This window comes from Acinetobacter sp. IK40, assembly GCF_035615075.1.
Lineage (GTDB): Bacteria > Pseudomonadota > Gammaproteobacteria > Pseudomonadales > Moraxellaceae > Acinetobacter > Acinetobacter courvalinii.
In genome coordinates this window covers 79959-92344 of sequence record NZ_JANBOE010000010.1, presented here as the reverse complement: position 1 = coordinate 92344, position 12386 = coordinate 79959, and the positions used below count along the sequence as shown (strand labels likewise).

Genomic DNA, 12386 nt, shown 5'->3' with positions numbered 1-12386 from the left:
GATTCATTGTTATTCATGACAGGGTTTAATTTCTGAATAAAAGCCATCCTTGGGCTTTTGTTTTTATGCCTCTGGCGGCAGGTATTGCTGGATAATGCTGGAAAAATCGAGATGCGCATGACCACGCATGCACATTTGCTGATACAGCTGCTGCACCATTCCGCCTAATACCACAGGCTGCTTCACCTGCCCTGCGGCTTCAACTGCAAGACCCAAATCTTTCAGCATCAACTGGGTGGCAAAACCATCCTGATAGCCCCGTGAAGCAGGGGCATTTTCACTGATATGTGGCCACGGGTTACAGACTTCCGAGCTCCAGCAACGACCGCTTGAGGTGTTAATCACACCAGCCAAAGCCTGCGGATCAATGCCAAGTTTGGCGCCCAGTGCCATGCCTTCCGCCACCGCCGCCATGGAAATTCCGAGAATCAGGTTATTACAGATTTTGGCAATCTGACCTGCGCCGACATCGCCACAATGCACCACGTTTTTGCCCATGTGACCGAGTACCGGTTTCACTTCATCAAAGGTCTGATCATTGGCACCGACCATAAAGGTCAGCGTACCGGCTTGTGCGCCAATGGTGCCGCCGGAAACCGGCGCATCGCAAATATGAATGTTTTTAGCTTGCGCAACTGCTGCAATGTCCTTGATGGTTTGCGGGTCAATGGTACTGCTGTCAATGCATAAGCTGCCTGCTTTTAGCACGTCCAGAACCCCATTGTCACCTAAGTAAACGTCTTTAACATGCTTTGCTGCAGGTAACATGCTGATCACGACATCGGCTTGTTTCGCTGCTGCTTGCGGGCTGTCGCAAACTACGCCACCCGCCTCGGCAAAGTGCTGAATGGCTACTTCGCTGAGGTCATAACCATAGACGGTGAGTCCGGCTTTGAGCAGGTTCTGGGCCATTCTGCCGCCCATATTGCCTAGACCGATAAAGGCGATATTCATCCGTGATCCCCTTAACGTAAACTGATGGTGGTATTGACAGCGCCAACTTCGTGGCTGTCTTCAAACCAGCGACTGGTAATGGTTTTGGTCTGGGTATAGAACTGCACTGCCTGTTTGCCATAAGGTCCTAAATCACCGAGTTTTGAACCACGCGAACCTGTGAAACTAAAGAACGGTACAGGCACTGGAATCGGAATGTTGATTCCCACCTGACCGATATCAATCAGGTTCTGGAAAGTCCGTGCAATCGCACCACTTTGCGTGAATAAGCCCACGCCATTACCAAATGGATTGGCATTGATCAGCGCAATCGCTTGTTCAAGCGTATCGACACAGATAATCGACAGTACAGGGCCAAAGATTTCCTCTTTATAAATACGCATGTCGGTATTCACGCCACTAAAAATTGTCGCCCCGACAAAATTACCTGCTTCATAACCTTGCACCTGAACATCGCGACCATCAAGTAGCAGCTCAGCCCCTTGCTCGACACCGCTATTGATCAAGTCCAGTACACGGGCTTTGGCACGTTTTGAAATGACCGGGCCAATATCGGTATTCGGCTCATGCCCTGCATTGACTGTTAAAGTCTTGGCTTTTTCAACCAGTTCTGGAATCCAGTGCTTGCTGTCACCGACCATCACCGCCACTGACAACGCCATACAACGTTGTCCTGCTGCACCAAAGGCGGCCCCCACCAAGGCATTCAGGGTTTGTTCCTTATTGGCATCAGGCATTACCGCGACATGGTTTTTCGCGCCCATCATCGACTGCACACGTTTGCCATGTTGTCCTGCAAGGTTATAGACATGGGTGCCGACCGCAGTCGAACCGACAAATGAAATCGCTTTAATATCAGGATGGGTACATAGGCGATCCACCACTTCTTTACCGCCATGCACGACATTGAGTACACCCGCTGGAATGCCGGCCTGGATCGCCAGTTCTACCAGCATCATGGTCGACAACGGATCCTGTTCGGATGGTTTTAAAACAAAGGTATTGCCACAGACGATCGCCATCGGGAACATCCACAACGGAATCATGGCAGGGAAATTAAATGGGGTAATGCCCGCGCACACACCCAACGGTTGCTGCAAGGTATAGGTATCGACACCACGCGCTACACCTTCGACGTATTCTCCCATTTGCAAGGTCCCGACTGAACAGGCATGTTCAACCACCTCCAAACCGCGTTGAATATCACCTTCCGCATCCGCCAGCGTTTTACCTTGTTCGGCAGTCAGTACCTGTGCAATTTCTTTCATGTTGGCACGAATCAGTTCTTGCAGTTTCAGCATGATACGCATACGTGCCTGAATCGGGGTTTGACGCCACGATGCAAAAGCATCTTGTGCAGCCTGGATCGCAGCATCAACTTCCTGAGCCGTTGCAAAGGGTACACGACCAATCACTTGCTGTGTCGCAGGGTTGACAATGTCTTGCCATTGCTGGGTTTCAGACTCGATAAAGTTGCCGTTAATGAGTAATTTGGCGGTGTCCAATTGGATGTTCTGGATTGTATTCATAACCTCTCCATAGGTCGTATTTTTATTGTGTTAAATCATCGGAAATACACTCGGGTGGTATTTTCCTGATTGGGCTTTTATCTGAGACTAACAAAGAAAGCTTTGACCACCAATGCAAATTCATGCACGATTATTGTGCAAATATGCACAGGGAATACAATAAAAATGAAAGTGGATTGGGATCATCTACAATTTTTTCTGGTTTTGGCAAGAACCAAGACCTTGACCAATGCAGCACGCGTGATAGGCGTCGAACATAGTACTGTCGCCAGACGCATTCAGGCCTTGGAGCAGACCTTAGGCACCACCCTGTTTAAGCGTGAAGCCACAGGCTATGAGCTGACGCTGGAAGGAATGGCGCTGGTCCCGCGGGTTGAACAAATGGAACAGGCCTTTCTGCAAATTGAAAAGCCCGACCAGCCTTTGCAAGGGCGTGTGCGAATTGGCACACCGGAAGGCTTTGGTACGGCGTTTTTAGCCCGCTTGCTGGCAGAGTTTTCGATCCAGTACCCGTTGCTCACCATTGACCTGATTCCGGTGCCGAAAATGATCAAGCTGTCGCATCGTGAAGCGGATATTGTGGTGTCGATTGAGCGTCCAACTTCGGGGCCTTATATCATTACCCGACTCTCCGATTATTGTTTAAAAATTTATGGCAGCCAGCGCTATCTGGCCCAAAACCCGCCGATTCGGGGTCTGGATGATTTAACCCAGCATCGTTTCGTTAATTATATTGATGATCTGGTGTATAGCCCGGAGCTGTATTGTCTGGAACGCTTACCCTTAAAATTGAGCGCCAACTTCCGGAGTAGCAGTATTCTGGCACAACAGATTGCAGTCAGTGCAGGTGCAGGACTGGCGATTTTGCCCAAGTTTCTGGCTGATGATAAACCTGAGCTTGAAGCTGTATTGCAACAACTGGTGCGCTTTACCCATACCTTCTGGATGCTGACCTTTGTTGATCTACAACATGATCCGCGCATCAAACTGGTCTGGGACTATTTACGACAGCAGGCAGATCAATACCAACAGCTACTGGTGGACTAGACCAATTCAACCGGAGCATAAAAAAAGCCGATCACTATAGATCGGCTTCCATCCACTCGGCAGGATTTATTGCACCAGTTCACGACCGAGTTTTTTCATTCTTGGCTTATACAACAGCTGATAGGTCACCGCCAACAGAATCACCCATAACGGACTGACATACAGTGCTTTTAAAGTATCCGGTTCCAATGCCAAAATCACCAGTGCAAATAGCAAGAAGGCAATCACCACATAAGACATGAAGACGCCGCCCGGCATTTTGAACTTCGATTGTGCATGCAGTTCCGGACGTAACTTACGGTAACGGATATAGCACACCATAATCAGACTCCAGACACTGATGAACAGAATGACACACAATGAACTCGCCAAGGTAAAGGCTTCAAGAGTATTCGGTACAAAGTATTGCAGTACTGCCCCACCCATGATGAACACACAGGAAAAGATCAGACCATTGGCAGGTACGGCACTTTTGGATAACCGTGCAAATGCATTCGGTGCTTGACCATCTTTAGACAGGCCAAACAGCATACGGCTGGTCGAGAATACGCCACTGTTCATCGATGACATTACTGAAGATAGGACCACCAGATTCATGATAATAGCTGAGGTGACAATCCCCGCATTCATGAACAATTCCACAAACGGACTCTTGTCGGCACGGATAATGTTCCATGGCGTGACCGACATTACCACCAGTAAAGCCAGTACATAAAATAGGATAATCCGGATCGGAATGGCATTAATCGCTTTTGGCAGGTTCTTATGCGGATCTTTGGTTTCTGCCGCTGTGGTCCCAATCAGCTCCACCCCGACAAAGGCAAAGACTGCGATCTGGAAACCTGCCAAGAAACCATCTAGCCCTTTAGGGAACATCCCGCCATGTGACCAGACATTACTGAGCGATGCCACCGCGCCATGTGGAGCATGGAAATGGCTAAAGATCATATAACCGCCGACACCAATCAGCCCGACGATCGCCAGAATCTTGATCAGGGCAAACCAGAATTCAATTTCGCCAAACAGACGCACCGTCAGCAGATTCAGGAACAACACAAACAGCACACAACCGGCACTGATTGCGGCCTGCCCGATCGGGGTAAACATAGTGCCTTCGGGCAGCCAGAAGGTTAAATAGTTGATCACGGCGGCCAGATCGGCGATTCCGACCAGTACCCAGCCCAGCCAGTAGGTCCAGCCCATATAGTAGCCAGCCCATGGGCCAATCAGGTCATGCGCCATGTCGACAAAAGATTTATAGTGTAAATTTGCCAGCAACAACTCGCCGAGTGCTCGCATCAAAAAGAAGAACATCCCGCCGATAATCATGTAAATAAACAGAATCGATGGGCCTGCCAGTGAAATAGTTTTTCCTGAGCCCATGAACAGGCCCGTACCGATGGCACCACCAATTGCAATCAGTTGCAAATGGCGATTGGAGAGTTTGCGCTGCAAGTCATGGGGCGACTGTTCGCCTTCTGACTGTTGATGTGTAACCGTCATAACCAAAAGTTCCTTTTTACGTTTCCCTCATGAGCCAGCCTGTTATTGTTGTGCTATTGCTAGCCGTCCATTCCTGCGGGCTGACTCATTTTTAATTGCAAGAAAATACGTATCTCACTACGTTTTATCTACTGCAAATACGTTACTTTTCTTCTTTTTTTATATTTTTTAAGCAAAAATAAAGCGGATCGCTTTATTTTTGTGCTGCAACAACCGCAATTTCGATCAACCACTTTGGATTGACCAGATCTGCCTGAATGGTGGCACGTGAAGGCGCAACATGACCTTTTAACCAGTCAATCCAGATAGTATTCACCACAGGGAAATCTGAAAGATCCTTTAAAAACAGTTGCGCAGAGAGCAAACGTGATTTATCGGTTCCTGCTGAAGCCAGTAACTGTTCGATGGTGGCAAGCACTTCACGGGTTTGTCCTTCAATATCCAGATCGGCATTTTTAGGCACCTGACCGGACAAATACACCACTTTATTGAATACCGTTACCGCACTCATGACTTCGTTGGTGTTGATCTTTTGAATATCTGAATTTGACATGCTTATTTCCTTATTCCTGATAGATAAAATTGACACGTGCCGTGACACCGCACATCAGTTCATAACCAATGGTGCCTGAAGTCGCCGCGACATCGTCAATCGGTAAAATTGTTCCTGTGCTGGATTGGCCCCATAGCACCACTTCACTGCCCACCTGTGCATCATGGATCGGGGTCAGGTCCACCGCCAGCATATCCATGCTGACACGACCAATGGTTCGGGTTCGAATCCCATTGACCAGTACTGGCGTACCTGTCGCTGAAATGCGTTGGTAACCATCGGCATAACCACACGCCACAATACCAATCCGGATTGGCTGTTCGGCTATATAGCTGGAGCCGTAACCGACACTTTCATTGGCATTGAGCTGTTGCACGGCAATGATTTCGCTGCGCAAGCTCATGGTTGGCGCAAGGCCCCAGTCCTGAATGCTGTGTTTGGGATAATCGGGAGAACTGCCGTACAGCATAATGCCGCCACGCACGTAATCCGATTGCAATTGCGTTTGATATCTTAAGATTGCAGCACTATTACTGACCGATCTTTCGCCCGGTAAATCCTGAATGGTGGCTTCAAACTCGCTGAGCTGATAGTCAATGCCCTTCTGACCGAAACGCTCCCCATCGGCATCGGAAAAATGCATCATATGGGTCACGGAACTCACTTGAGCAGACGAAGACAACTGCTGCCAGATTTCACGATATTGCGCTGGCTTGAAACCTAAACGGTTCATGCCACTGTTCATTTTCAGGAAAATATCAAATTGGGCGGGATAGGGATGTTGCTGCAACCAGACCAGCTGCTGCTCACTATGCACGGTAAAACTTAATTGATATTGCGCACAATCAAACAGGTCTTGCGGAGAGAAAATTCCTTCCAGCAATAAAATCGGGCCGGTCCAGCCTAAAGCACGTAGACGTTTTGCCTCCTCGAGATCGAGTAAGGCAAAACCATCGGCACTTTTAAAAGCATCATAGACCCGTTCAATCCCGTGTCCATACGCATTGGCTTTGACCACGGCAAAGACTTTGCTGTTAGGAACCGACTGCCTGACCACCGCCAGATTCTGGCGTAAGGCCTGGGCATGAATCACCGCAGTAATCGGGCGAGGCATACTAAACTTCCTTGTAAAGCGTGGTTATGCAGCGTGTGAATAACGCTGAATGGATAAACCGTCGGTACTGATCTCTGGACGATGGTTCATGACCAGATCACTGATCAACTTGCCAGAACCGCACGCCATGGTCCAACCAAGCGTGCCATGACCGGTATTCAGGAACAGATTCTTATATTTTGTTGCACCAATAATCGGGGTGCTGTCTGGGGTCATCGGACGTAAGCCTGTCCAGAACGATGCCTGAGTCAAGTCACCGCCTGGGAACAGGTCCTGCGTCACCATTTCCAGCGTGGCACGACGGTCTTCTTTCAGCCCCAGATTAAAACCACTCAGTTCTGCCATACCACCGACACGGATACGCTGGTCAAAACGGGTTAAGGCAACTTTATAAGTTTCATCCAGTACCGTTGATTGAGGTGCAAATTTTGGTTCCACAATTGGAATAGTCAGTGAATAGCCCTTAACCGGATACACAGGCAAATTCAGCTCAAGCGGTTTAAGGAAATCACGTGAATAACTACCAAAGGCCAAGACATAGCGATCGGCAGTCAGGACTTCACCATTGACCACCACACCTTTGATCTGGTCGCCTTCAACAATCAGGTTTTCGACATTTTGATCAAACTTGAACTCTACGCCCAGGTCTTGCGCCAGTTTCGCCAAGGCATTGGTAAACAGATAACAATCGCCGGTTTCATCATTCGGTAAATGCAAACCACCGACCAGTTTATCGGTATGTGCTAAAGCAGGTTCAACACTTGCCAGTTCCTGAGCATTGAGTAAATCAAAATCAACACCACATTCTTTCAGCACTTCAATATCACGTTGTACCGCTTCAAGCTGTGCTTCACTACGGAACACTTGCAAGGTGCCTTTGGCGCGGTTTTCGTAGTTGATGCCCGTTTGCGCTCTTAGGTCACGTAAGCAGTCACGGCTATATTCTGCAACACGCATCATGCGTTCTTTATTGACTGCATAGCTCTGTGGATTACAGTTTTTCAGCATCTGTGCCATCCACTGCAACTGCCACATGCTGCCATCAATATTAATGGCTAAGGGCGCGTGATGCTGGAACATCCACTTGACCGCTTTAAACGGAATGCCGGGAGCAGCCCACGGCGTTGAATATCCTGGGGAGATTTGGCCTGCGTTACCAAAGCTGGTTTCTTTTGCAGGTCCTGATTGACGGTCAAGTACCGTCACTTGCGCACCTTGTTGTGCAAGATAATAGGCACTTGCCACACCAATGACGCCACTTCCTAAAACGATTACGCGCATCGTCGTTCCCTCACGCACACACTAGTTTATTTAACTAGTATATTTTTGGATCAATAGTTTTTTTCACTGATTTTATGGGTATAATCCAGGTAATTTGATGTTTTCGTCACGGAAAAATTAAAATAAAAGGGAATATATGATGCGTAAATTAGACCGGATTGATCGCCTGATTTTAGATATTCTGCAGCGGGAAGGACGTATTGCGATCAGTGAGCTGGCTTCACGGGTCAACTTATCGACCACCCCCTGTTCAGAACGGGTCAAGCGTCTGGAGCGTGAAGGCATCATCATGGGCTACTACGCCCGCCTCAATCCGGAATACGTCGACCGAAACCTGTTGGTGTTTCTGGAAATCAAACTGTCGGCGAAATCGGGCGATGTCTTTGATCAGGTCGCACGTGATCTGGTGGATATTCCAGAGGTTCTGGAATGCCATCTGATTTCAGGAGAATTTGATTATCTGGTGAAAGCACGTCTTAAAGAAATGAGTGCCTATCGTCGCCTGTTAGGGGATTTACTGAAAAAACTACCCGCCTCGGCCTCTTCACATAGCTATGTGGTGATGGAGGAAGTGAAAGAATCTTTATATCTGGATATGGGTGTCTAGCATCCAAGCCTACACAATAAAAAAGCCCTTCGATCAGGGCTTTTATTCAGACAGCAATCCGATTACTCATCTTCTTCATCGTAAATATAGCTCATACAGCCCCAGCCATCATATTCACCATTGAACTCCTGAGCGATCTTAGTCATCCATTCTTCCAGATCAGCAATATCTTCGTATTCCAGCGTCATGTTGACGTGAATATTCAATACCCACAGATCCGAGCCATCGGAGTGCTGTTCTTCCTGAAACAGGGAAATTTTCTGTTCTTGATGCAACAGGTGTAAGGCACATTTTTCAATCTGTTGCTGTGTCTCAAACACAATCGAAAATTCAACTTCATGCGGTTCATTCAGGTCATTACCATCTTCAACCATTTGCCACAGTACGTTGCCGTTATCATTATCTGGAAATTTGTCATAATCACGTGTCATATGCATATCCTTTGTTGTGTTTTGGAGTTGATATTTGGCTATAGATTAACCGATTTTTATTGCAGTTTTTAGACGTGTTAATAACATTATTGTAGTGAAAAAATAAATAGCTTTCAGTGAATGATCTATTCACTCACTCAAATACAATCGATAGCACCACCTGATCGAGGCAGCGAATCCCGTTTTCATAAATCGGCGCCGGATAATCTTTAAAAACATCCGCTTCAATATGTGACAGCCTAAAACCGCATTTTTGATACAGCGCCAACTGATCCAGGCTGGAATTCCCGGTCTTGACCCATAGCGTATGGACCTTCAACTGTTGAGCATATTCTATTGCATGTTGAATCAATGTTTTAGCCAAACCCTGGCCTTGATAACCTGCATCTACAGCCAGATTTTTAATTTCAGCCTGATCATCGCTTTTGCATAAACACAGCTGGGCAATGATCTGTGCCTGCTGATTGAGCAGCACAAACATATCTGAGTTAAATAGATAGGCCTCTATCGCCGCCCAATCCGGATCGGCCTCCAGCAACAAGGTTTTGAGTTGCCGTTGTTGTGTAGGCAGCAAGGTCTGCCAAAGCACCTGTTGAATCGAATACATCAGCTTGCCTGTTTTTTATGGTCTTTTAGAAGTTTACCTCAGAATGAATTTCAACCTGATGCTGCCTGAGTGGATGCTGAAAGGCCAGATAAGCGGCATGCAGTGCCATGCGGGTTAAATGAAAGCGGGCAGGCTCAGGATGATACAGTTTATCGCCCATGATCGGATGGCCAATGTGCATCATGTGCACCCGCAATTGATGCGAACGCCCTGTTACCGGTTCCAGACGGACACGGCTTTGATCGGTTGCCGCATCATAATCGATACGCTGGAATAAGGTTTTGGCCTGCTTGCCGAGTTCAAAATGCACCATCTGGCGTGGACGGTTTTCCCAATCGGTAATCAGCGGAACGTCAACACTGCCCTCGGCCTGAATCTCGCCTTGTACCAGTGCTTGATAGTATTTCTTGACGGTTCGTGCCTGAAACATTTTACTGACGGCGACTTCTGCTTCTCGATGTTTGGCAAACATAAGTAAGCCCGAAGTTGCCATATCCAGACGATGCGTCACTTTGGCCGCAGGATGCTGTTGTAAAACCCGTAAATAGGCACTGTCCTGATGCTCGGGTAAACGTCCCATCACCGATAATAATCCCGCAGGCTTGTTCACCACAATCAGGTCCTCATCTTCATAGATGATTTCTAAGGGATGTTGTGGAGGAGCATATACAAAGTTGTCATTTAAAGGCATGAGAAAATAGCCAGGCAGGCACGAGGACAGAAACAGCAGCGATTATAATGCTGCACAACAGTTTCGCAACAGGCTGATGTTATCGGCCAGAGTGTTGAATGATTAAGAATGAACTTTGATGCCTTTGCTTAAGTTGTCTTTATATTTCTGTTCCAGCAAGGCAATGTCCCGGTTTAAAAAGGCAATCAGATAGTCTTTTGCCCGCGCCAGACTTAAATGTTTAAAGGCGATGGTGTCTTTGCTTTTACGGGTCACCAGTCCAAATAGGTCTTTTTTCGGCACAATCACCACAACATCGCTGTCCAGTTTAAATTCCAGTTGTTGTGACTTGGCATAGGCATCCAGCGTAATGGCAATGCTTTGACCGGTATCAAGATCGGTCACAATAAAACGGGTATCGGCACCGTTGAGCTGTAATTGACGAACCAGTTGCTGACGCCAGCTCATCTCGTCAAATTTAATTAAAATCGAGGCCAGATCAAATGTCCCCATCGCATCGATTTCATTAGGATTGATCTGATGGGGATAGCGGATTTTAAGCTCAAACTGATTCATTCTTGTATTGACCTGTTCCTGTGATCATGTTTTGATTTTTAGGTATAAAGAAAATTATATCATTTTGTTTTTTAATATAAAAATATCGACTTATCTTCATAATGGCAGGATTACAGGATGGATATCACATTCGTTTTTGATTTTATTGATGCAGTGTTTATTATTTGGCGCTGATTATTATTTTCTATTTGGTTAAATTTTTTAGGGTATCAAGGGAAAACAGAGGTTGTTTACTTCAACACCTATGACTTTGTAAGCCATAACCTTTGCCTATAAACTTTTGATCTATAGCGTCCTAAGCCGAATCGAGACCTTTTGGGTACGTACACACTTGCTTTATAAGCGTCGGTGCATGCTACTCTTTTCGATCCCTTTCACACCCTTGAGACATAGTTTAGGCAGATCACGGCGGGATTGTTTTCCTAAAAACTGCTATTTTTAACGCTCAATGAAATAATTTTGCATACTAAAAGATAAATCTTGAAATATTTCCCACTTCCATTAAAAAACTACGATTTATATTCCGATAAATTCAAATTTACATGTGTATTTTTTCAAAAATAGATTGTGATTTAGGCCCAAATCACCATAATCGCGGCCACAATCACCAGCCACAGACCTAAATGATCGGTTTTGGCGAGTTTCTCCTTAAAGAAAAAGGCCGAAATCAACAAACTAAATAAGATTTCGACCTGCCCCAGCGTTTTGACAATGGCGACGGTCTGCATACTCATGGCACTAAACCAGCCGACCGAGGCCAGAAAACTACAAATACTCACTTTTAAGGTTAAGCCAACACGCTGCCACATTTTATAGAGCGTCGGGCGGCTAAAAAATCCGAGATAGATCAGCAATACCATGCATTGAAAGCTGATCAGACTGCACAACACCCAAGCGGCACGATGCAGGAATGGCAACATGCTCAGTTCCAGACTGGCTTCACGCACCAATAAAGAGGTGATGGCAAAACAAAGCCCACTGCCCAGCCCAATCATCAGCGTTTTCAAGGACAGATCAGACTGTTGTTTTCCTTTACTGAGTAAGAATACCGCCAGTGCCCCAATCACCACGCCAACCCAGCCCCATGTGCTGAGATGTTCCTGTAAGAACAGTACCCCGACCAAGGCGGCCAAGATCGCTTCACTTTTGGCGAGTCCCACGCCAATGGCATAGTTCTTTTGCTGAAACAGTTTCACCATCAAGGCCGTGGCATAGATCTGGCTAATTCCTGCAATCACGATATAGAGCCAGAATTTATCGGAAAAATGCACCGATGCGATGACAGGCTGATGCAGATACAGAAAGGCCAGATAGCTAAAGGCAAAGATCGGTGAAAAGATAAATCGCGCCAGCGTAGTACCGTAGACATCGACGCTGGTGCTGAGTTGTTTTTGAAATGCATTGCGCCAAGCCTGCATGAATGCAGCCATCAGGGTGAACAGAATCCAAGTGATCATCATAAGCTTGAACGCAATATTATCAGTGCCGCTAATTTACGCGGTTCTGGCTGTTTT

Annotated in this window: 13 protein-coding genes; 2 read left to right on the top strand and 11 right to left on the bottom strand. The window is 46.8% G+C overall.

What is annotated here, in order from left to right:
- Window positions 1-63 precede the first annotated feature (63 nt).
- Window positions 64-954 (bottom strand): 3-hydroxyisobutyrate dehydrogenase, encoded by an 891-nt coding sequence (mmsB, locus tag MSG93_RS16655; protein WP_324622560.1) that lies wholly within the window; start codon window positions 952-954, stop codon window positions 64-66.
- 11 nt (window positions 955-965) lie between these two features.
- Window positions 966-2483 carry a CoA-acylating methylmalonate-semialdehyde dehydrogenase gene (locus MSG93_RS16650; protein ID WP_324622559.1) on the bottom strand — a complete coding sequence of 506 codons (1518 nt, stop codon included), beginning with the start codon at window positions 2481-2483 and terminating at the stop codon, window positions 966-968.
- A 165-nt stretch (window positions 2484-2648) separates the two neighbouring features.
- On the opposite strand from MSG93_RS16650, the gene MSG93_RS16645 reads away from it, so the two are divergent.
- Entirely contained in the window at window positions 2649-3530 is an 882-nt protein-coding gene (locus MSG93_RS16645) for a LysR family transcriptional regulator (RefSeq protein ID WP_324622558.1), read from the top strand.
- 66 nt (window positions 3531-3596) lie between these two features.
- Here the strand turns inward: MSG93_RS16645 and MSG93_RS16640 are convergent, their stop codons facing one another.
- The 4 genes from MSG93_RS16640 to MSG93_RS16625 form a co-directional block, all read right to left on the bottom strand.
- Window positions 3597-5033, bottom strand: a complete 1437-nt coding sequence (locus MSG93_RS16640; RefSeq protein WP_262769438.1) for an amino acid permease — start codon at window positions 5031-5033, stop codon at window positions 3597-3599.
- A 193-nt stretch (window positions 5034-5226) separates the two neighbouring features.
- Window positions 5227-5586 (bottom strand): RidA family protein, encoded by a 360-nt coding sequence (locus MSG93_RS16635; protein WP_004773310.1) that lies wholly within the window; start codon window positions 5584-5586, stop codon window positions 5227-5229.
- A gap of 10 nt (window positions 5587-5596) precedes the next feature.
- Window positions 5597-6700: an alanine racemase gene (gene alr / locus MSG93_RS16630; RefSeq protein WP_324622557.1), complete on the bottom strand. Its 1104-nt coding sequence runs from the start codon at window positions 6698-6700 to the stop codon at window positions 5597-5599.
- Between the two features lie 24 nt (window positions 6701-6724).
- Window positions 6725-7981, bottom strand: a complete 1257-nt coding sequence (locus MSG93_RS16625; RefSeq protein ID WP_005228336.1) for a D-amino acid dehydrogenase — start codon at window positions 7979-7981, stop codon at window positions 6725-6727.
- A gap of 139 nt (window positions 7982-8120) precedes the next feature.
- On the opposite strand from MSG93_RS16625, the gene MSG93_RS16620 reads away from it, so the two are divergent.
- The gene (locus MSG93_RS16620) at window positions 8121-8588 is read left to right on the top strand and encodes an Lrp/AsnC ligand binding domain-containing protein (RefSeq protein ID WP_004773316.1); all 468 of its coding nucleotides are present in this window, start codon (window positions 8121-8123) and stop codon (window positions 8586-8588) included.
- Window positions 8589-8650: 62 nt separating this feature from the next.
- Here the strand turns inward: MSG93_RS16620 and MSG93_RS16615 are convergent, their stop codons facing one another.
- The 5 genes from MSG93_RS16615 to MSG93_RS16595 all read right to left on the bottom strand — a co-directional run bounded on the left by MSG93_RS16615 (window position 8651) and on the right by MSG93_RS16595 (window position 12332).
- Window positions 8651-9019, bottom strand: a complete 369-nt coding sequence (locus MSG93_RS16615; RefSeq protein ID WP_005228335.1) for a ribonuclease E inhibitor RraB — start codon at window positions 9017-9019, stop codon at window positions 8651-8653.
- Between the two features lie 133 nt (window positions 9020-9152).
- Complete coding sequence (locus tag MSG93_RS16610; RefSeq protein WP_324622555.1) at window positions 9153-9626, bottom strand: GNAT family N-acetyltransferase; 474 nt, start codon at window positions 9624-9626, stop codon at window positions 9153-9155.
- Between the two features lie 25 nt (window positions 9627-9651).
- Window positions 9652-10317, bottom strand: a complete 666-nt coding sequence (locus MSG93_RS16605; protein WP_150956828.1) for a pseudouridine synthase — start codon at window positions 10315-10317, stop codon at window positions 9652-9654.
- A gap of 102 nt (window positions 10318-10419) precedes the next feature.
- Complete coding sequence (locus tag MSG93_RS16600; protein ID WP_324622554.1) at window positions 10420-10872, bottom strand: hypothetical protein; 453 nt, start codon at window positions 10870-10872, stop codon at window positions 10420-10422.
- 572 nt (window positions 10873-11444) lie between these two features.
- Complete coding sequence (locus tag MSG93_RS16595) at window positions 11445-12332, bottom strand: DMT family transporter (RefSeq protein WP_324622553.1); 888 nt, start codon at window positions 12330-12332, stop codon at window positions 11445-11447.
- Window positions 12333-12386 lie beyond the last annotated feature (54 nt).